At 74.1% G+C, this 20,843-nt stretch carries 10 protein-coding genes and 1 pseudogene; 9 read left to right on the top strand and 2 right to left on the bottom strand.

The window, feature by feature from the left end:
- Window positions 1-3 precede the first annotated feature (3 nt).
- Window positions 4-1,296 (top strand): efflux RND transporter periplasmic adaptor subunit, encoded by a 1,293-nt coding sequence (locus tag WMF17_RS27745; protein ID WP_437644123.1) that lies wholly within the window; start codon window positions 4-6, stop codon window positions 1,294-1,296.
- Window positions 1,293-4,517 carry an efflux RND transporter permease subunit gene (locus tag WMF17_RS27740; protein ID WP_437644122.1) on the top strand — a complete coding sequence of 1,075 codons (3,225 nt, stop codon included), beginning with the start codon at window positions 1,293-1,295 and terminating at the stop codon, window positions 4,515-4,517. Before WMF17_RS27745 ends, WMF17_RS27740 begins: the two co-directional genes overlap by 4 nt.
- 120 nt (window positions 4,518-4,637) lie before the next feature.
- Here WMF17_RS27740 and WMF17_RS27735 read toward each other — a convergent pair whose 3' ends face one another.
- Window positions 4,638-5,006, bottom strand: coding sequence for a hypothetical protein (locus WMF17_RS27735; RefSeq protein WP_437596172.1), 369 nt, complete (start codon window positions 5,004-5,006; stop codon window positions 4,638-4,640).
- A gap of 290 nt (window positions 5,007-5,296) precedes the next feature.
- On the opposite strand from WMF17_RS27735, the gene WMF17_RS27730 reads away from it, so the two are divergent.
- Window positions 5,297-8,986, top strand: a complete 3,690-nt coding sequence (locus WMF17_RS27730; RefSeq protein ID WP_437644121.1) for a serine/threonine-protein kinase — start codon at window positions 5,297-5,299, stop codon at window positions 8,984-8,986.
- 361 nt (window positions 8,987-9,347) lie between these two features.
- Here the strand turns inward: WMF17_RS27730 and WMF17_RS27725 are convergent.
- Window positions 9,348-11,792: pseudogene (locus WMF17_RS27725) on the bottom strand (CHAT domain-containing protein); the annotation flags it as partial.
- A gap of 598 nt (window positions 11,793-12,390) precedes the next feature.
- Between WMF17_RS27725 and WMF17_RS27720 the strand changes: the two are divergent.
- The 6 genes from WMF17_RS27720 to ribA all read left to right on the top strand — a co-directional run bounded on the left by WMF17_RS27720 (window position 12,391) and on the right by ribA (window position 20,622).
- Window positions 12,391-13,743: a sigma 54-interacting transcriptional regulator gene (locus WMF17_RS27720; protein ID WP_437596170.1), complete on the top strand. Its 1,353-nt coding sequence runs from the start codon at window positions 12,391-12,393 to the stop codon at window positions 13,741-13,743.
- Between the two features lie 336 nt (window positions 13,744-14,079).
- Window positions 14,080-14,574: a hypothetical protein gene (locus tag WMF17_RS27715; RefSeq protein WP_437596169.1), complete on the top strand. Its 495-nt coding sequence runs from the start codon at window positions 14,080-14,082 to the stop codon at window positions 14,572-14,574.
- A 111-nt stretch (window positions 14,575-14,685) separates the two neighbouring features.
- A complete protein-coding gene (locus tag WMF17_RS27710) occupies window positions 14,686-15,330 on the top strand; it encodes a hypothetical protein (protein ID WP_437596168.1) in 645 nt (214 codons plus the stop codon).
- Between the two features lie 391 nt (window positions 15,331-15,721).
- Complete coding sequence (locus WMF17_RS27705; protein WP_437596167.1) at window positions 15,722-17,371, top strand: trypsin-like peptidase domain-containing protein; 1,650 nt, start codon at window positions 15,722-15,724, stop codon at window positions 17,369-17,371.
- Between the two features lie 377 nt (window positions 17,372-17,748).
- Window positions 17,749-19,563, top strand: coding sequence for an acyl-CoA dehydrogenase (locus tag WMF17_RS27700; RefSeq protein ID WP_437596166.1), 1,815 nt, complete (start codon window positions 17,749-17,751; stop codon window positions 19,561-19,563).
- Between the two features lie 372 nt (window positions 19,564-19,935).
- Window positions 19,936-20,622, top strand: coding sequence for a GTP cyclohydrolase II (gene ribA, locus WMF17_RS27695; protein WP_437596165.1), 687 nt, complete (start codon window positions 19,936-19,938; stop codon window positions 20,620-20,622).
- Window positions 20,623-20,843 lie beyond the last annotated feature (221 nt).

The following is a 20,843-nucleotide window of genomic DNA, read 5'->3' as shown; positions in this document are numbered from 1 at the left end:
TCGATGGCGCTCCAACCTTTTCGCGTCGCTGCGCTCGCCCTCGTGGCGGGCCTTGTCTTCATCGGCTCTCCGGCCTGCAAGAAGGGAGAGGAGGCCTCGCCCGAGCAGGGGCGCAGGCCAGGGAAGCAGGGGATGAGCTTCCCGGTCGAGATCGCGCAGGTCGCGGCGGAGCGGGTCGAGTACGCCGTGCCCGCCGTCGGCTCGGTCGATGCGTTCGAGCAGGTGCAGCTCACCGCGCGCGTCGCCGGCGTCGTCGAGGCGGTGCGGTTCATGGAGGGCGACGAGGTCAAGGCGGGGCAGGTGCTCGTCGAGATCGATCCGGCCCGGTACAACCTCGCCGTCCGCGCCGCGCGCGCGACGCTCGACCGCATGACCGCCACGCAGGCCGAGGCCGCCTCGGGCCTCGAGCGGCGCGAGGCCGAGGGCGCCGAGGGCGTCTTCAGCAAGGAAGACGTCGCGTCGTGGCGCTCCAGGTCGGCGACGACCGCCGCGCAGGTCGCCGAAGCGAAGGTCGCCGTCGACCAGGCGCTCCTCAACCTGCGCGACGCGTACGTGCGCGCGCCCATCCAGGGGAAGATCCAGACGCGCACCGTGCAGACCGGCCAGCACGTCGCCGTCGGCACGGTGCTCGCGACGCTCCTCCGCCGCGACCCGCTCCTGCTCCGCTTCCAGATCCCGGGCGCCGACGCCGCGCGCGTCCGGCCCGGCATGGAGGCGCGCTTCACGGTGAAGGGCGACGCGCGGGCCTACACCGCGAAGCTCACGCACGTCGCCGACGCGGCGGATCCCGCGACGCGCATGGTCGCCTTGACCGGCGAGGTGCAGGGCGAGGGCAAGGACCTGCTCCGCCCCGGCACCTTCGCCGAGGTGACCGTGCCCGTGGGCGCGAGCGGCGAGGCCCCCGTGATCCCGCAGACCGCCGTGCGCCCGAGCGAGCGCGGGTTCCTCGCCTACGTGGTCGACGGCACCACCGCGCGCGAGCGCGTGCTCTCGCTGGGGCTGCGCACGGCGGACGGCCGCGTCGAGGTCAAGTCGGGGCTCTCCGTGGGGGAGCGCCTTGTGGTGCGCGGCGCAGAGGCGCTGCGCGACGGCTCCCAGGTCCGCGCCGCGCAGCCCGGCAGCATGCCCGAAGGCCAGGCCGCGGGGCACGCCAGGCAAGGCGAAGGCGCCGGCGCGGCGCCACCTGGGTCAACGGCCGGCTCACCGTCGCCGACCTTCCCCGCGAGCTCATCGCCGGCGCCGGCCGGCTCGGCGCCGGCGATCTCTCCCGCCAGCTCGACGCGGAGCGCGCCGTGAGCCTCACCGAAGCGTGCCTCCGGAAGCCGGTCTTCGCCTGGATGCTGATGGCGGCGACCATCGTCTTCGGCCTCGTGGCCGTGTCGCGCATCGGCATCAGCCAGTTCCCCGACGTCGACTTCCCCACCATCACCATCTCCGCCACGCTGGAGGGCGCCGCCCCCGAGATCATGGAGCACGACGTTGTCGAGCCGCTCGAGGAGGCGGCCGTCCAGGTCGAGGGGATCCGGTCGATCACGTCGACGTCGCGTCAGGGCAGCGCCTCGGTCACCATCGAGCTCGACCTGTCGCGCGACGTCGACGTCGCGCTCCAGGACGTGCAGACGAAGATCTCGCAGGCGCAGCGGCGGCTGCCGCTCGACCTCGACCCGCCCGTCGTCTCCAAGAGCAACCCGGAGGACCAGCCGATCATGTGGGTCGGGCTCTCCGGCCCCTTCTCCCCCCAGCTCGTCGCCGACATCGCGCGCTACCGGCTGAAGGAGAAGCTCCAGACGGTGCCCGGCGTCGGCGAGCTGACCCTGGGCGGCTACCTCGAGCGCAACGTCCGCATCTGGCTCGACGCCGAGCGCCTCGCCGCCAGGGGGCTCACCGTCGCCGAGGTCACCGAGGCCCTGCGCCGCCAGCACATCGAGCTCCCCGCCGGCCGCATCGAGACCGAGGGCCGGGAGGTGAACGTGCGGGTGATGGGGGAGGCGCTCGACCTCGCGACCTTCAGGAAGATCGTCCTCCGCCAGGGCGATCTCGGCCCCGCCGCCCGGCCGGCGGACGCGGCCGTCCAGCCGGCGGGCCCGCCGTCGTCGGCGCGCGGCACGGTGTACCTGGAGGACGTCGCGCTCGTCGAGGACGGCTTCGAGGACGTCCGCCGGCTCGCCCGGGTGAACGGCCAGCCCGCGCAGGGCCTCGGCGTGAGGAAGCAGCGGGGCTCGAACGCGGTCGAGGTCGCGCAGGGGGTCCGGGCCGCGCTCGCCGAGGTCGAGAAGACCTTGCCCGAGGGGATGGAGGTCGGGGTGAACTTCGACTCGACCAAGTTCATCGAGGAGTCGGTCCACGAGATCGAGCTCGAGCTCGGCATGGCCATCGCGCTCACGGCCCTCGTCTGCTGGATGTTCCTCGGCTCGCTCTCCAGCACGCTCAACGTCGTCCTCGCGATCCCGATGTCGCTGCTCGGCACGGTCGCCGCGATCTACTTCCTCGGCTTCACGCTGAACACCTTCACGCTGCTCGGGCTCTCGCTCGCGGTCGGCATCGTCGTCGACGACGCGATCATGGTGCTCGAGAACATCCACCGGCACGCCGAGGCGGGGAAGGACCGCGTCCGCGCCGCCCGCGAGGGCACGGCCGAGATCACCTTCGCGGCGCTCGCCGCGACGCTCGCGGTCGTCGCGATCTTCATCCCGATCATCTTCATGGAGGGGGTGGTCGGCCGCTTCTTCCTCCAGTTCGGCGTGACCCTCTGCATCGCCGTGCTCCTCTCGTACCTGGAGGCGATCACCCTCGCGCCGGCCCGCTGCGCGCAGATCCTCGACGTCTCGCGCGAGGGCCGGAGCCGCTTCGGGCGGCTCGTCGATCGCGGCTTCGACTCCCTCGCCCGCGGCTACGGCTGGCTGCTCGCCCGGGCGCTCCGGTTCCCGCTCGTGGTCGTCCTGCTCGGCGCGCTCCTCTTCGCCGGCGCGATCGTCACGATGCAGCGGCTCCCGACGGAGTTCGTCCCGTCGCAGGACCAGGGGCGGCTCATGGTCCGCCTGCAGACCGCGGTCGGCTCGGATATCGAGGAGACCGACCGGCTCTTCCAGCGCGCCGAGGCGTTCGTGGGCGAGCACCCGGCGGTGTCGCGCGTCTTCGCCGTGGTCGGCGGCTTCGGCGGGGGCGCCGTGAACACGGGCATCCTGTTCGTCACGATGAAGCCGGCCGACGAGCGGTCGTCCTCGCAGGCCGACCTCCAGGGCGTCCTCCGCAAGGAGCTGAACGGCTACCCCGGCCTGCGCGCCGTGGTCCAGGACCTCTCGCAGTCGGGGTTCACGGCGCAGCGCGGCTTCCCTGTCGAGTTCTCGATCCGCGGCCCCTCGTTTGAAGAGCTCACGAAGCACAGCGAGCGCATGCGGGGCGAGCTCGCGCAGAGCGGCCTCGTCGTGGATCTCGACACCGACTACCAGCTCGGCATGCCCGAGCTCCGCATCCTGCCGGATCGGGCGCGCGCCGCGGATCTCGGCGTGAGCGTCGAGGCGATCGCGACGACGCTGAACACGCTGGTCGGCGGCGGGCGCGTCGCCAAGTTCAACGACAACGGGCGCCGCATCGACGTCCGCGCGCGCCTGCTCGCAGAGCAGCGGAGCCGGCCGGAGGACCTCGCGCGCATCCAGGTGAGGAGCGCGTCGGGCGCGCTGGTCCCGCTGACGTCGGTCGTCACCTACGAGGAGCTCCCGGCGCTGCAGGCGATCACGCGCCGCGACCGGGAGCGCGCGATCTCGATCTTCGGCAACATCGCGCCCGGGCACTCCCAGGGCGAGGCGGTCGCCCGGGTCGAGGAGCTCGGCCGGGACCTGCCGGCCGGCTACCGCCTCGTGCTGGGCGGCGCGAGCGTGACGTTCCGCGAGTCTATGGGCGGCCTCCTCTTCGCGCTCGGGCTCGGGATCCTTGTCGCCTACATGGTGCTGGCGTCCCAGTTCAACTCGTTCCTGCACCCGGTCACGGTGCTGACGATCCTGCCGCTGTCGATCGCGGGCGCCGCCTTCGCGCTGCACCTCTCGGGGCACACGCTCAACATCTTCAGCATGATCGGCATCCTCCTGCTCATGGGGATCGTGAAGAAGAACTCGATCCTCCTCGTGGATCACGCGATCGAGGTGAGGCGTGAGGGCGGGCGCGCGGCCCACGATGAACCGGGGCGCGAGCGCGGGGCAGGGGAGGCCATGGACGCCCGCACGGCGATGCTCCGCGCCGGCCCGGTGCGGCTGCGCCCGATCCTGATGACCTCGACGGCGACGCTGATGGCCGCGGTCCCGTCGGCGCTGGCGCTCGGCCCCGGGGCCGAGATCCGGGCCCCGATGGCCGCCGCGGTCATCGGCGGCCTCCTCGTCTCGACGGCGCTGAGCCTGCTCGTGGTGCCGGCGTTCTACGTGGTCGCCGACGACGTGCAGGGGCGCGTCGCGCGGCTCCGGGCGCGGCGCGCAGGGCGCCGGGCGCCCGCCGGTCCGGCGCACCCCGCCGCGCCGGAGAGCTAGGGCCGGTCGTTGGGTGGGGAGGTCGGGTCCCCGCCCTCCGCCATGGCGCCGCCACCGAGTCCCACCTCGGCCCAACGACGGGCGGCCAGCACGAGCGTGCCGGCCGAACGCGCGCAAGGATCACGGCGTCGGGATCTTCACGGGGCGGACGTCCGGGATGAGCGGGGGCCGCAGCGTTTCGGGGCGCTGGTCGACGATCACGCCGCGGAGCTGCGCACACCGCTGTTTGCCCTCGTCCCAGACGCAGCCTGAAGGGCATACCGGCGGATCGCCGGTCGGCTGCTGGTCCGCGCAGACGTCCTCTTCGGCTTCACCGGCGGCCGTCGTCTGCGCGCGGCTTGCAGGTGCGGTGTCCGGGGTCGCGCCTTCGCGCGCCCCGGCGGGCGTGGCGGCGGCAGGGGTGTCGGCAGGCTGCGGCAGGCTGCTCTGGCAGGCGGTCGTCGCGAGGGCGAGCGACGCGAGAAGCATCAGGATCAGGCTTCGGGACATGACAACTCTCCGTGCTTGCACGTGGGCAGCATCCGCTTGCGTCCGGCGATCCGGCGCGCGCGGTGCGGCGATTGGGTCTCAAGGAGCACCCTCCTGGCAACCAGCAATCCACGCCGTCCCCGGCGCCGCGCGTCCCGCGCCGCCGCCGCCCCTGCCGTGTCGCACCCGCGCTCGGACTCCGGGTCCGGTCATGCCCCGGCCGCCTTCGAGACCCGCCGGGTGACCCTACATGTCCCCCACGAACCGTGATCCGGCGCAGGCCCGGCCGCGGTAGCATCGTCGCCGGCTGGATGCCGTCTCCCACCTCCTCCGTAGCGCCCGCTTTCCTGCAGCGCCCCGCTGCGGATCGCTGGCTCGGTCCGTTCCGGCTGATCCGTCAGATCGGCCGCGGCGGCTTCGCCCCCGTCTGGCTGGCAGACGAGGTCTACGAGGGACGCAAGCTCCGCGACGCTGCGATCAAGCTCTTTTTCCTCCCGATGGGCCTCTCCCCGGGCTCGGCGGACGCCACGCGCTGGCGCGATGCGATCCTCGACGAGGCGCGCGCCCTCTGCCGCGTCGAGCACCCGAACGTCGTCCGCTTCTATGCCCTGCACCGCGACGACGCCTGGGGCGTGGTGGGCCTCGCCATGGAGCACATCGCGGGCGTGAGCCTCGATGTCCGTCTCGCGGAGGCCGGCCCGCTGAGCCCCGATGGGGTCGCGAGGGCCGCCCTCGGCGTCGCCTGGGCGCTGGCGGCCGTGCACGGCGCCGGCCTCGTGCACCGCGACGTCAAGCCGGCCAACATCATCGAGCGCGCCGCACCGAGAGGGGCGCGCGGCGAGGGCCAGGGCCTCGCCGCCCATCCGGTCCACAAGCTGATCGACTTCGGCATCGTCGTCGATGACCCCGCGCTCCGGCCGCGAGGCGCCGCCGCGCCGCTCCTCGTCGGCACCCCCGGCTTCATCGCGCCGGAGATCCTGCTCGGCGGCGCGGCCACCCCTGCCGCCGACCTCTACGCCCTCGGCGCCACCGTCTTGCGCCTGTGCACCGGCCAGGTCCCGCTCGACCCCGCGGGCGGGCCCGTGGCCGTCCATCCCCGGCGGCGTGCGCCCCGGCTCGACGCGATCCTGCCGCTGGACACGCCCGCGCTCGCGCCGCTCGCGGATCTCACCGCGCTCCTCCTGGATCCCGATCCCCGCGCGCGCCCGCGCCACGCCGAGTGGGTCGCGCGCGAGCTCGAGCGCGTGCTCGCGCTCTCGACCGGCGAGGTTCTGCCGCACCTCCGGCGCGCGGAGCATGGTCCTCCGGGCGAGAGAGCCGCCCCGCACGACCTGGACGCGTTCGACTCCCAGCCTGCGATGCCCACCGCCCCGCGCGGGATCGCGGGGCGGGCCCCGCAGGTCGAGGGCCCGACCGTGCTTGAGGCGCGTCCGGCCGCGCACGTCGGGAGCCCGATCGCGCCGGTCTCGCGTCCGGCCTCGCAGGTCGAGGGCTCGAGGGCGCCGACCGAGACCCTCGCGCCGCCCGCGCCCTGCCTGCACACCCCGCTCTTCGGCTGCGACGACGCCCTCGCGGCGCTCGCGCGCCTCGCCGCGGAGGTGCGCGGAGGCGGGGTCCGCGCCGCGTTGATCACCGGGCCGCTCGGCGTCGGCCGCACCCACCTGCTCGCCGCGGCGCTCGAGCGCGAGAGCTTCGGCGCGGACCGCGTCCTGCGTGCCGCCTGCTCCCCGGAGCGGAAGGGCCCCCTCCGGCCGCTGCTCCGCGCCCTGGAGGCGCTCCCGCCGGAGGCCGCGAGCGCGCTCGGCCTGGTGGTGGACGCGATCGAGCGGGCCCTCTCGCCGAGCGTGCTCCCCGGCGCGCCGGACGCGACCGCGGCGCTGGAGGGCGTGGAGGACGCGCTGCTCTCGGCGAGCACCGAGGCGCCGCTGGTCCTCGCCCTCGACGACCTCCAGTGGGCCGACGCGCACACCCTCGCGCTGCTGCGGCTCCTGGTCGAGCGCGTGGGCGCGACGGTGGCGCGCAGGGGCGCTCCGGCGCGCCTCCTGGTCCTCGCGGCCGCGCGCGACGAGCCGAGCCCTTCGCCACCCCTGCGCGCGCTGCTCGCCGAGGCGCGCGGGCGCGCCCGCCCCGGCGCACGGCACCTCGCCCTCAGCCCGCTCGGCGACGAGGACGCCGCGCGCCTCGCCCAGGCCACGCTCCCCGTCGCGCCCGCGCTCGAGCGCGCGGTCGTGCGCGGCTCGGGCGGCGTGCCGTTCTTCATCGTGCACGCGCTCGTCGCGTGGCGCGAGACCGGCGCGCTCGTCTATCGCGCGGGCGCCTGGGATGCCGCCGAGCCCGACCTCGCGAGCCGCGGCGTCCCGGGGGTCGCCGACCTCGTGGTCGCGCGCCTCGCCAGCTACCTCGACCCCGCGAGCGACGAAGGCCGCCTCGCCCTGCGCGCGCTGGCCGCCGTGGCGCTCCACGGCGGCGGCCTCGGCGTGGACGTGCTCACCGAGGCCGCGGGCCGCGACGACGAGGCGCTGGAGGCCGCGCTGCTCCCCCTCGTGGACGCCGGCCTGCTCACCGCCTCCGGGGCCGGCCAGCACGGGCCGGAGTACAGCTTCGTCCAGGAGATGGTGCGCCTCTCCGTGCTCAACCTGGTCCGGCCGCGCCCCTGGCTGCGCCGCCTGCACCGCGCGCTGCTCGACGCCATCGCCCGCCGCCCCACGGCGGCCGCCGACGCCGCGTTCCTGGCCTCCGGCTACGAGCGCCTGGGCGCGGCCCCGGAGGCGCGGCGCTGGCTGGGCCCGGCGATGGCCGCGGCGATGTCGGCCGGCCTGTTCACCGAGGCGGTGGAGCTCGGCGAGCGCCTCGCCGCGCTCATCGAGGATCCGGACGAGCGCGCCGCCGCCGAGATCGACGTGGTGCGCGCCCTGCTGCGCGGCAGGAAGCCCGAGGAGGCGCGGCGGCGGCTCGACGCGCTCGACGCGCGCGCGGCGGTGTTCCCCGCGCGCCGCGCCGAGGTGGCGCTGCGGCGCCGGCTCTGCCGGCTGGAGGTGGCGCGGGGCCTGCGCGAGGAGGGCTACGACGATCCCGGCCTGCTCGCGGCCGCCGACGCCCAGCCCGACGAGGCCCTCCGCTGCGAGGCGCGCATGGCGCTCGCCGGCGTCGCCGTCCCCGAGCGGGCCATGGAGCTCGCGGGGGAGGCGGTGGCGCTCGGGGCGCGCGCCGGGCCGGCGCTGGAGTTCGGGGCGCGCGTGCTGCGCTTCGAGCTGAACTACGCCTCGAACCGCCGCGAGCTCGCGGTGGCCGAGGAGGACCTCACGCGCGCGCTCGCGATCGCCTCGGCGCTCGGATCGCGCTGGCACAGGCTGCACATCGAGGCGGATCTCGCGGTGCTCGACGCCGAGCGCGGCCGGCTCGGCGAGGCGATCGGGCGGCTCGAGAGGATCGCCGGTCAGGCCGAGGCGGACGGCATGCGCGGCCAGCTTCGCCTCGTGCTGACCAACCTGGCCGCGTTCCTGCTACGCGACGGCCGCGCGATCGAGGCCGCGGAGACGGCCAGGCGCACCGCCGAGCTCGCGGCGGAGGCCGGCGATCCGGGGCTGCGCGCGAGCGCGCTGTCGCTGCGCGCGGACGCGCTCCGGCGCGTCGGAGATCTCCCTGGCGCGCTCGCCGCGGCCGACGAGGCCGAGGCGCTGCAGCGCGCCCACCGCGACCGCCGCCAGGCGCTCACCCTCCTGCGGCGCGCGGAGATCCTGGCCCTGGCCGGCCGCTACGACGACGCGCTCGCCGACGCGCGCGCGGCCAGGAGCGTCGCGGAGGCCCGGGCCGACCGCGATCTCGCGCTGGGCGCGCGGCTGTGGGAGCTCCTGCACCTCGCGCGGTGCGGCGAGCTCGTGGTCGCGGCCCTGGAGGAGGCGGTCGCCGAGGCCGCCGGGTCGGGCGTGACGTTGCGCCCGCTCACGCTCGGGCTGATGGACGAGGCGCGGGCGTGGGTCGCCACGACGAAGCGGGCGTGATCCGCCCGGACAGGCCTCCCGGACGGCGGATCGAGCGGCCCGTGGCCGCAGGGCGGCGCCCCGTCGCCGGAGGCTCCCGACGAGGACGCCCGCCGCGAGGAGCGCGCCGCTCCCGGCGCTCCCGGAGAAAGCGCCCGTACCCGCCGCGTCGCACGCGCAGCCGCGGGGCCCGGGCGGCACGGAGGGCACGGCGCGCGGCGCGGCCGGCCGCGGCGCCACCTCGCGGCCGTCGAGGGCCGCGCCGTCGCCGGAGACGATGAACGCAGCCCAGTAGAAGGGGTGTGCCGTTCCGGGTCGGGACCGCATCTCGATCTGCGCCTGCCGCATGGCCTCGACCCGGCCCCCCCCCGGCGGCGAGCTTCTCGTAGTAGGCCTCCATCAGGTTGCGGGTCTCGCGGTCCTGGACCTTCCAGAGGCTCATCACCTGGGTCTCCGCCCCGGCGAGCACCAGCGCTCGCCGCAGGCCGTGGACCCCGTCCGCCCGCTTCACCTCGCCGAGGCCCGTCTCGCAGGCGGACAGCACGACAAGCTGCGTGCCGTACAGGTCCAGGCCCGAGGCCTCCAGCGCGGTCAGGACACCGTCCTCGGGGCCGTCGTAGGGCCGGTTGGCCGAGGCGAGCGCCACGCCGGCGCGCAGCAGCGGGTTCTCGCCGGCGGCCCCGCCCGCGTGCTCGCTGTCGGGGAGGAAGAACCCGTGCGTCGCGAGGTGGAGGATCCGCGGGTGCGCCGCGCTCTTGAGCGCTTCCTCGGTCGCGCCGAGCCCGGTGAGCACCTTCGCCCCCGGGAACCGCCGCGCGATCGCCGTCGCCTCGGGCAGCGTGCCGGGGAGGGCCGGGAAGGACAGCGCGCGCATGTCGATCGACCGCCTCGCCGGCGCCGCGCCGGCCGGGGCCTCGCGGCGGAAGCGCGCGTGCCGGGTCGCGTCGCCGAACTCCGGCGCCCCGATGACCAGCGCAGACAACCCGGGTTCGGCGCGCCGCGGGTCGTGATGCCGGGCGCGGAGCAGATCGCGGCCGCTCGTCAGGTAGGTGAACGAGCTGTGCTCCAGCAGGTAGCTGCCCTGCTCGTCGACGAGCGCGCCGAAGGGGACCAGGTTGAGCTCGCCGTCGGGGCTGAGGAAGATCCAGCGGACGCCGCCGAGCAGCGCCCGCACCGGCTGCATGACGCGCTCGTCGACGGCGCGCGCGGCGCGCTGCGGGTCACGGAGCAGCTGGGCGAAGGCGCGCCGCAGGTCGCCGGCGGCCGCGTCGATCGGCGCCGCGTCGCGGAGGTCGACCCAGGCGACGCGGCCGTCCGCGTGGAGCACGTACGCCGCATACCGCGGCGCGCCCCAGGCGAGCGGCGCGGCGCCGCCGCGCTCGCGCACGCGCGGGCGGCGCACGACGAGCTCGACGAGCGCCGCTCCCTGCGGCAGGGCGGCGACCACGCGGTCCAGGGTGACCGGCGCGTCGTCGATCCGCAGCGGGGCGCCGCGCCGGCCGATCTCTTCTTCAAGCGCCTCCTTCTTTCGCTCGAGCTCGTCGATCGACGCGCGGAGCTCGCCAGGCTGCCCCGAGGAGGGGAGGCGGATGATGAGATCGGCGAGCCGCGCCTCGACGGAGACGAGCTGCCGGAGGAGCATCGCGTCGTCGGGGCGGCTCCGGTCCCTGAGCGCGGCGATCCGGTCCGCGGCGGCGTCGAGGACCACGCCCTTGCGCCGGAGCACCGCGGTGAAGGCGAGGCGCGCCGCCTCCGCGTCGGAAGGAGCGCTGTCCGCGTGCAGCGAGAGGAGGAGATCTGTCTCGTCGCGGAGCGCGCCGGCGAGGGCGGTCCTCTGCTCCTCGCTCGCCGCGGGGAGCAGCGCGAGCGCGCGCCGGTCCTGGATGTCCGCGCCGCGCGCGAGCAGGCCCATGGCCTCGCCGATCGCCCCCTGGTCGAGCCGGTGCCGGCCGAGCCGCAGCAGGGCGCGGACGACGCGCGGATGGTCCGGGCCGAAGGCGGCCTCCTCGATGGCGAGCGCGCGCCGATGGAGCGGCTCGGCGGCCCGAGGCTCCCCGCACTCTTCCCGGAGCTGGCCGAGCGCGGCGAGCGCCTCCGCGACGCCCGGGTGCCTGTCGCCGAGGCGCTGCTCGCGGAGCGCGAGCGCGTCGCGGTAGGCGCGCTCCGCGGCCGCAGGATCGCCGCGCCTCAGCGCGAGATCGCCGCGGAGCATCAGGGAGGTGCTCCGTCCCACGTGACCCTTGCCGAGCGTCCTGTCGCGCAGCGAGAGCGCCCGCTCGACGAGCGGCTCGACCTCCGAGGGCTCGGCCCCCTGCAGCAGCTGGACCGCCGCGAGCCGGTCCAGCGCGGCGGCGAGGCTCGGGTGCTCCGGGCCGAGCACCCTCTCGAGGAGGCCGATCGCGCGCTCGAGGAGCGGCCGGGCCAGCGCCGGATCGCCCGCTTCGGTGTGGATGTCGGCGAGGTCCTGGAGGCAGCGCGCGGCGCTGGGGCGGTCGCCCTCTTCGCATCTCCCGCTCGATTGTCTCCGGAGGCGGTCCTCGGCGCGCCCGTGCTGCGCGCGTGCAATCTCGAGCTCCGCCAGGGTCAGGACGAAGTGATTCTGGCGGGCCGTGCCCTTCGGGAGCGCGCTCAGGAGCGCGTCGGCCCGGCCGTACTCCGCCTTTGCCAGGAGCAGGCGAGCGAGGCTGTCCAGGGCTCCAACGAATCCCTGGTAAGCCCACCGGCCATGAGCCTCTCCCCACAGCGACGTCGCGCGCGTGAGGAGCGGCTCCGCAGCGGCGTAATCGCCTTGCTTCATGCGCAGCTCGCCGAGCAGCGCGAGGGCCATCGCGAGCCGACCGCGCCGATCGTCGTCCTCCGGCTGCGCTGCGTGATCGCGCGCCGCCACGGCGAGGGCGCGGGCGAGCAGCGGCACGGCGCTGGAGTGATCTCCGGCCCCCATCCGCGCGGCCCCGAGAACCATCAGATCAGGGAAGATCGTCGCGTCACGTTGGACCGCATCCCCCGGGAGGCCACCGCGGTTCGATGGCCGCTTCTCGAGGGACGCGATGCGGGACTCTGCCCAGCGTGCCTCGGCCGTGTAGTCCTCGCTCATGTACCAGAGCGCGGCCGTCGTATCTCCCGGCCCGAGCACGGCGCCGCGCGGCTCGGCGGCGTGGGCGCTCGCCGCCAGCGCGAGCCAGGCCACGAGGAGCGACGTCAGGCCTCCGATCCATCCACTCCCTCGGGTCATGTGTCCCGCGCCTCCACGGCCGCTGCCTGCGGCCCGCATCCTACCGCGCATCGCCCTTCCTCCTGCGAGCCATCGTTGCGCCCACCGTGCCGAGCGCGCGCCGAGGAGCCGCGAGCGCAGCTCCCCGGCATGGCACCGGGCGCGCACGCCGCCGGCTCCCCCGGCGAGGCGCCGCCCGCGTATACTTCGATGCGTGGCAGAGGAGCTGACGAAGCCGATCGAGCGCGACGGCGCCTACAGGCTCGCCTCACGCAAGATCCGCGTCGAGGTCGTGGACGGCCCGGATCGAGGGCTCGTCGCCGATCTGCCCGGGCCGGAGGCGCGCGTCGGGCTCGGCCGCGAGTGCGACCTCGTCCTCAAGGATCCCACGGTCAGCCGCCGCCACCTCGTCGTCCGCGTCGAGGGCGAGCGCATCCGCGTGATCGACGACTGCAGCAGCAACGGCACATCGGTCGACGGCGTGGAGGTGCGGGACGCCTATGCCCGCCCCGACGCGGCCATCGTCGTCGGCGGCACCACGCTGCGCCTGCGGATGCTCAGCGACGTCATCGAGCTGCCGCTCTCCCACCGCGAGCGCTTCGGCGGCATGCTCGGGCGCAGCGTGGCCATGCGCCGGCTCTTCGCCGTGCTGGAGCGGATCGTGCTCACCGACGCCACCGTGCTCGTCGAGGGCGAGACCGGCACCGGCAAGGAGCTCGTGGCCGAGGCGGTGCACGAGGAGAGCCCACGCCACGGCGGGCCCTTCGTGGTCTTCGACTGCTCGGCGGTGAGCGCCGCGCTCATCGAGAGCGAGCTGTTCGGCCATGTGAAGGGCGCCTTCACCAGCGCCGTGTCCGAGCGCCCGGGGGCGTTCGAGGCGGCGGACGGCGGCACCCTGTTCCTCGACGAGGTCGGCGAGCTGCCGCTCGATCTGCAGCCCAAGCTCCTGCGGGCTCTCGAGCGGCGCGAGGTGCGGCGGGTGGGCTCCAACGTGACGCGGCGGGTGGACGTGCGCATCGTCGCCGCCACGAACAGAAACCTCGCCCGCGAGGTGGAGCGCGGCAGGTTTCGCGAGGATCTCTACTACCGGCTCGCTGTCCTCCAGGTCGCCGTGCCGCCGCTGCGCGAGCGGCACGGCGACATCCCGCTGCTCGTCCGTCACTTCGAGGAGGGGCACAAGCCCCGATCCGGGTCGCGGCCGTCGCTCTCCGTGGACGAGGTGGCGGCGCTCGCGGCGCGCTCGTGGCCCGGCAACGTCCGCGAGCTGCGCAACGCGCTGGCCCGCGCGCTCGCGCTGGGCATGGCCGGCGGCGCGGGCGGCCCCCCGGCGCCGGCCGTGCCCAGCGAGGGCGCGCAGGGCCCGCCCGCGGTGGACCTGACCGAGCCGCTGCTCGCCGGCCGGGAGCGCGTGGCCGAGGCGTACGAGAGGGCCTACCTGGACGCCGCGCTCCGGCAGACGGGCGGCAACGTGTCGCGCGCGGCGGAGCTCGCGCGGGTGAACCGGAAGTTCATCCAGCGCGCGATGAAGCGTTACGGCCTGCGTGGAGACGGGGGCGCGGACGGGTAGGCTCGGTCCTCTGCTGGCGCGCGAGGTCGGCGAGGTCCTGGAGATCGCCCTCCGGCGCATGGCGCGTCACCTCCGTCGACATGGCTTGACTGGCCCCTTGTTCCAGCCGCTGCGACAGGCGCGTGGCGCTCCCCGCGCCTGCGGCTCCGTCGACTGCCCCCGGCGCGTCGCACCCGCCCCCGCCATTCCCTCGAAATAGAGCCCGATCGTGCGTGGCTCGCTTTCTGCTCATTCCCTCGGGCGAGCATCGCGGGACGCAGCGCCCGGGATGCGGATGCAGTGCTCGAGATCCGCTGGCTCCGAGGAGCCACCCATCAGCAAAAGGAATCCCACAACATGAACACGACAAGCAAGACGATCGCCCCCTTCGTGCTCTCCGCGCTCGTCGGCTTCGGCGCGACCCTCGCCAACGACGCCGACGCGGCTTACCGGCACTACTCCTCGACGTTCTGCTACGGTGACGCGATTTTCTCCGGGGGGCGGCTCAACAACGGCGAAGCGGACTCGACCTTCCTCGGGTGCCCCATCATCGACGACAGCACGTTCAGCAAGGGGCAGGTCACCCACTTGAGGGTCTACGCCTATGACAACAGCACGGTCGATAGCGTCGACGCGACGGCCTGCGCCACCTTCCACAACAGCGTGGGCGCCACCTGCGGGGCGTGGGTCAGCTCCGGCATCTCCCAGGTGGATTTCGTGACCCTCTCTCCCCCCACCACTGCATGGACGAGCGCAGCCGTCGGCTATTTCCCCGAGGTCAGGGTGATCTTGCCGGGCACCGACGGCGGCCGGTACGCCAAGCTCATGGGCTACCACGTCGACGACCTGTGAGGGACAAGCGAACGCGGAGCTCCGAGCCACGCGGCTAGGAACCCGCGGACGCGGAGCTCCGACCCACGCAGACTGAGATCTACGGATCGCCTCAAGGCCGAGGGATAAACCATGTCCAAGCATCAGGGAAGATTGTCCTCGTGGACGCGCATTCTGCCGATCGTCGCCGGGGGGCTCGCGGGCGTCATTTCATCCGTCGGCGCTTCGAGCCTCGTGCAGCCGGAGCGCGTCGCGGGCGCGGCGGCTCCATCGCCTCCGGCGGAGAGCTCCTCGCAGGATCGAGCGCCCGCGGCGCGTGACGGCCGCGCGGCGTCTCCGGAATCGTCGGCGGACGGTCAGGCGGTCGTGGTCGAGCCTGCGGTCGAGCCGGGTGCTATCGACATGGATCCCGAGGAGGAACGCGCCATCCTCCGGCAGCGGGAGCACGACTGGCTGGCCATGCACGCCGCCGACGCGACTGACCCTGCGTGGAACGGCCAGGCGAGCGCCAGGTTGAACGCCAGCCTCTCCGCGCTCGCCGCGCAGGGGAGCTTCCAGGTGGCGGACGTGGATTGCCGGAGCAAATCGTGCCTCGCCACCGTGCGGTGGTCCTCGTACGACCAGGCCGTGACGTCGTACCAGGAGCTCGTGCATGCGCGCTACGACATGCCCTGCACGCGCACCATCCTGCTGCCGGAGCCCGAGGACCGGGCGGCGGCCTACCAGGCCAACCTGACGTTCGATTGCGAGCGCGATCCTCGATCCACAGCGCAGTAGGCGCAGCGCCCCCCCTTCACCCGTCCCACCGAACGGCGGCGCCCTTCGAGGGCGCTGCCTCCCGCCGCCTGCCGTCGTACTTGGCCGCGTCGCCGGCGCTCGACGCGCTGCCGCCGTCGCGCGGCCCCGGCATGCGGGTGGAGCAGACCGCTGCTCCAGGTGATGGCCCGAGCCGCCACCCCTGAAGACTCCAGCCGCTGACCGGGCGCCTCGAGGCCCGCGCAACGGTCGTTTTCGCGAGCGAATCGCCCCGATAGGCGCGCGCGCGCCGGTGGCATCAAGGTTGCTATTCATCCGGACACGCAGGGACGTCCCCCTTCCGCCGCCGTCTCCGGCGATCGCCGGGAGGGCTCCCCGTCGACCTGCAGAACACCACCCGAGGTGAATCGACATGCGATATTCCGCAATGGTCTCGAGCGCGTTGACGGCGGCATCGGCGATGATGATGGGCTGCGTTGCGGCGCCTGATCTCGACGAGCAGCTCGTGGGCGAGGTATCCCAGCCCAGCATCTGCGGCAGCACGAGCGATTTCCAGCACGTCGAGCAGTACGACGGCACGCTCGGCGTGACGGCGGGGTTCGTCGGAGCGCACCAGGCGCCGGTCGGGCAGATCCAATGGAAGAGCGATCTCGCGTCCCGCTACGCGAACCCGGGCAACGTGAGCGGCACCCGCACCTGCTCCGGGACGCTGATCGCGCACAACCTCTTCTTGACCGCCGGCCATTGCTTCGATCCTGACGGCGGTGGCTGGACCTGGCCCCGGACCGCCGCGAACACGCCGATCTCGGCGAGCCAGGGGGCCGCCGAGATGCGCGTCAACTTCGGTTACCAGGAGGACCCGAGCGGCGGCCTCAGGACCGCGGTGTCGTTCGACATCGTGTCCCTGCGCGAGCACCGGCGAGGCGGCCTGGATTACGCCGTCGTGCAGCTCGCGCAGAGCGCCGCCGCGAGCTACGGCTTCACGGTGGTCTCCACGACGGACGCCGCGGTCAACGACATGCTCGCCGTCATCGGCCACCCGAGCGGCGAGCCCAAGCAGATCGACGCGGGCCCCGCCAGCAGCTTCAGCGGCGATTATCTCCAGTATGGCTCCCTCGACACGCTCGGCGGCAACTCCGGCTCAGGCGTGCTGCGTGGCCCGTCTGGCAAGCTCGTCGGCGTCCACACGAACGGCGGGTGCACCTCGGTCGGAGGCGCCAACGCCGGCGTCAGGATCACGTCGATCATCGAGGAGTCCCCGATCCTCCGCGACGTGACGCAGCGGCTCGTCGTGTTCTCGAAGGGCTCGGACGGCGCCATCTGGCACAAGTTCTACGACGGCGGCTGGTCCGGCTGGACCTCGCTCGGCGGCACCCTCGCCTCGGCGCCGTCCGCCACGCTCACGCGGGAGGGCCGCCTGACGGTGTTCGCGAAGGGCACCGACAAAGCCATCTGGCACAAGTACTATGACGGCGGCTGGTCCGGCTGGATCTCGCTCGGCGGCACCCTCGCCTCGGCCCCCGCCGCGACCGTGACGCGCGAGGGGCGACTGACGGTGTTCGCGCGCGGCACCGACAACGCCATCTGGCACAAGTACTATGACGGCGGCTGGTCCAGCTGGATCTCGCTCGGCGGCGCGACCACGCATGATCCGGCGGCGGTCGTCACGGCCGATGGGCGCCTTGTCGTCTTCGCGAGGAGCACGAGCGGCGAGCTCGTCCACCGGTACTACGACGGCGGCTGGTCCAGCTGGATCTCGCTCGGCGGCGCCGTCGCGTCGGGCCCCTCCGCGGTCGTCACGGCCGAGGGGCGACTGACGGTGTTCGCGCGCCGCCCCGACGACGCGATCTGGCACCGGTACTATGACGGCGGCTGGTCCGGCTGGTTCTCGCTCGGCGGCGCGATGGTCGACCAGCCCGGCTCCGCGGTCACGCCCGAAGGGCGACTGACGGTGTTCGCGCGCGGCGCCGACAACGCCATCTGGCACAGGTACTACGATGGCGGCTGGTCGAGCTGGACCTCGCTCGGCGGCGTGTTGACCTCGAGCCCGGCTGGGCTCTGATCGGAATACGCCTGCTCCTCCTCCTCCTCCTCCTGAACGCACCCATTGCCGCTCTCGCTCGGGGTCGCGGTCCTTGGGATGCTGTCGATGAAGGGTACGGAGCGGCGTCCAGGAAACGGGGGGCGGCGTCCAGGAAGCGTGGGGCGGCGTCCAGGAAATGGGGGGCGGCGTCCAGGAAACGGGGGGCGGCGTCCAGGAAACGGGGGGCGGCGTCCAGGAACGGGGGGCGGCGTCCAGGAAACGGGGGGCGGCGTCCAGGAAACGGGGGGCGGCGTCCAGGAGCGCTGGAGCTTGAGGGATCCACCTCGCGTGGACCGCGCTATCCTCGGGCGAGCGCCTCACCCGAGAAGACCGGACGGGATCCGGCGAGAGACCCCATGACCGCCCCTCAGAACCCGCTGCTCAACGACCGCGACGTCGAGTTCCTCCTCTACGAGGTGCTCGACGCGCCGCGCCTCTGCGAGCTCCCCTATTTCGCCGATCACGCGCGGGAGACGTTCGACCTCTACCTCCAGAGCTGCCGGCGGTTCGCGCGGGAGGTGCTGTTCCCGACCTATCGGCCGGTGGACGCGTCTCCGCCGCGCTTCGAGGGCGGCGCCGTCACGGTGCACCCCGCCCTCAAGCAGGTCTTCCGGCCGATGGTCGAGCTCGGGATGCTCACCGCGACGCGGCCGGCCGCGGTGGGAGGCCAGCAGCTGCCGCTCGTCGTCGCCACGCTCGCCGGCGCCTACCTGCAGGCGGCCAACCTGAGCGCGTGCGGCTACCTCGGGCTGACGACCGGGGCGGCGCACCTGATCGAGGCGTTCGGCGACGACGCCCTGAGGTCCGCCTTCATGACCCGGATGTACGCCGGCGAGTGGACCGGGACGATGGCGCTCACCGAGCCCCAGGCCGGCTCGAGCCTGGCCGACGTGCAGACGCGCGCGGCGCCGACCCAGGCCGGGCACTACCTCGTCCGCGGGTCGAAGATCTTCATCTCGGGCGGCGATCACGACCTCACCGAGAACATCGTCCACCTCGTGCTGGCGCGCATCGAGGGCGCGCCGCAGGGCATCAAGGGGGTGAGCCTGTTCGCCGTGCCCAAGCGGCGGCCCGAGCGAGGGACCGAGGGCGGACAGCTCGTCCCGAACGACGTGGAGGTCGCCGGCGTGATCCACAAGATCGGCTGGCGCGGGCTCCCGAGCCTGGCGATGAGCTTCGGCGAGCGGGACGACTGCCACGGCTACCTCGTGGGCAGCCCCCACCAGGGCATCGCCTACATGTTCCAGATGATGAACGAGGCCCGGATCATGGTGGGCGTGAACGGCGCGGCGACCGCCTCGGCGGCCTACCACGAGGCGCTCGGCTATGCGCTCGTCCGGCCGCAGGGCCGGCGGCTCGGCTCGAAGGACCCGGCGGCGCCGCAGGTGCCGATCCTCGAGCACGCCGACGTGCGCCGGATGCTGCTCCGGCAGAAGGCCATCGTGGAGGGCAGCCTCGCGCTGCTCGCCACGACGGCGCGGTACGCCGATCTCGCGGCGCACGCCGCCGACGCGGCGGAGCGGGAGCGCGCGCAGCGGCTCCTCGACCTGCTCACGCCCATCGCCAAGACCTTCCCCGCCGAGAAGGGCTTCGAGTCGAACGCCCTCGCGCTCCAGGTCCACGGCGGCTACGGCTACTCGAGCGAGTACCTCCCGGAGGCGTGGCTCCGGGACCAGAAGCTCAACTCGATCCACGAGGGGACGACGGGGATCCAGGGCCTCGACCTCCTCGGCCGCAAGGTCGTGGCCGGGGGCGGCGCGGCGCTCCTGGCGCTCGGCGGCGAGGTCGAGCAGGCGATCGGCCGCGCGCAGCAGGCCGGGGTCGAGCCCGCGTGGGGCGAGCGGCTCGGCGCGTCGATGTCGCTGCTCGGCGAGCTGACGGCCCACCTCGCGGAGGCGGGGGTCCGCGGCGACGTCGAGCGGATGCTGCGGCACAGCGCAGATTACCTGGAGCTCGCCTCGGTCCTCGTGGTCGCCTGGCAGTGGCTCGCGATGGCCGCGGCGGCCCGGGAGGGGCTGGCCCGGGGCGCCTCGCCGGCCGGCTTCTACGAGGGCAAGCTGTGCGCGGCGCAGTACTGGTTCTCGACGGAGCTGCCGCGGGTCGAGGCGCTCGCGGCGCTCTGCCGCTCGGGCGACGACTCGTACGCCAGGATGCGACCGGAGTGGTTCTGAGGAGCGCGCGGCGCGGGCGCCGAGGCGCCTCGGCCCCGAGGCCATCGCGCGGCTCCGCGCCGAGCACCCGTCGGCCACCCTCCGCTGCGCGTGGCCCTTCGACCTCCCGGAGGTGGCGCGCCCGCTCGCCGCGCAGCTCGCGCGGGACCTCGGCCAGACCGGCGCCCGCGCCGCGCTGAGCCCGCTGAGGTGCGTCCCGTATGCCCCCAGAGCAACAACTTGGAGAGCTTACCTTGTCCCTGTTCAGGGCTTACGCTACTTGATTGACGTCACCTTCAGGGGTGGCCGGACATCGGCAGGGTAAGCGGGCATACGTGATGCGCCGTTCCTTGCTTGACACGAGACCCAGGATTCCTCCACCAGGAGAGCGAGATGTACGTCCCGACGACGGCGATCCGGCCTCAGCTCGATATTCGCGCCCAGGCGCCCGTGCCGACGAAGCACGGCGTCTTCCAGATGTTGGTGTTCCACTGGGGTGGGGCCGCGAGCTCCGACCAGGGGCTCTCCCCCGATCACGTCGCCCTGATCATGGGCGACGTGCGCGGCAAGTCGGACGTCACCCTCCGCGTCCACTCCGAGTGCCTCACGAGCGAGGTGTTCGGCTCGCTGAAGTGCGACTGCCGCGAGCAGCTCGAGTCGTCCCAGGCCGAGATCGGCCGCCGCGGGCTCGGCGTCGTCCTCTACCTGCGGCAGGAGGGGCGCGGCATCGGGCTCGCCAACAAGATCCGCGCGTACCAGCTCCAGGCGTTCGGCCACGACACGGTCGACGCCAACCGCATCCTCGGCCTGCCCGACGACGCCCGCGGCTACGAGCCCGCCGCGGCGATGATCGACCACCTCGGCATCGAGTCGATCCGGCTGCTCACGAACAACCCGGACAAGGTGGAGGCGCTCCGCGCGCTCGGCGTGCGGATCTCCTCGCGCGCCCCGGCCATCGTCCCGGCCAACCCGTTCTCCGCGCCCTACCTCGAGGCGAAGCGCCTCCGGATGGGCCACGCCATCCCGTCGTTGCGCGACGGCGCGGTCGCGGAGAGCGCCGCGGCCGGCGACGCCGAGTAGCCCGGGGTGGGCGCGATCCGTCGTGACGTGCGCTGAGCCCTGGCCGCCGGCGAGGTCGTGCTCCTGCGTGCCGGGCGCCTAGCCCGCCAGCGCCAGATCTTGCCGCATCCGATCGCCGTCTTGCCCATCGTCGCCTGCGCACCCACGACGCGCCCCGCCGCCCCGAGAGGGCGTCGGGACCGTCACGTTCGAGGCCGGAAGGCGTTCTTGACGGAGACAGC

The sequence above is a fragment of the Sorangium sp. So ce362 genome (genome assembly GCF_051519845.1).
In the GTDB taxonomy this organism is placed as follows: Bacteria; Myxococcota_A; Polyangia; order Polyangiales; family Polyangiaceae; genus Sorangium.
This window is presented reverse-complemented; position numbering and strand designations above follow the sequence as displayed.

Coding starts and splice junctions, on each gene's coding strand:
- WMF17_RS27745 (WP_437644123.1), top strand. CDS start 4: ATGGCGCTCCAACCTTTTCGCGTCGCTGCGCTCGCCCTCGTGGCGGGC.
- WMF17_RS27735 (WP_437596172.1), bottom strand. CDS start 5,006: ATGTCCCGAAGCCTGATCCTGATGCTTCTCGCGTCGCTCGCCCTCGCG.
- WMF17_RS27730 (WP_437644121.1), top strand. CDS start 5,297: ATGCCGTCTCCCACCTCCTCCGTAGCGCCCGCTTTCCTGCAGCGCCCC.
- WMF17_RS27715 (WP_437596169.1), top strand. CDS start 14,080: ATGAACACGACAAGCAAGACGATCGCCCCCTTCGTGCTCTCCGCGCTC.
- WMF17_RS27710 (WP_437596168.1), top strand. CDS start 14,686: ATGTCCAAGCATCAGGGAAGATTGTCCTCGTGGACGCGCATTCTGCCG.
- WMF17_RS27705 (WP_437596167.1), top strand. CDS start 15,722: ATGCGATATTCCGCAATGGTCTCGAGCGCGTTGACGGCGGCATCGGCG.
- WMF17_RS27700 (WP_437596166.1), top strand. CDS start 17,749: ATGACCGCCCCTCAGAACCCGCTGCTCAACGACCGCGACGTCGAGTTC.
- ribA (WP_437596165.1), top strand. CDS start 19,936: ATGTACGTCCCGACGACGGCGATCCGGCCTCAGCTCGATATTCGCGCC.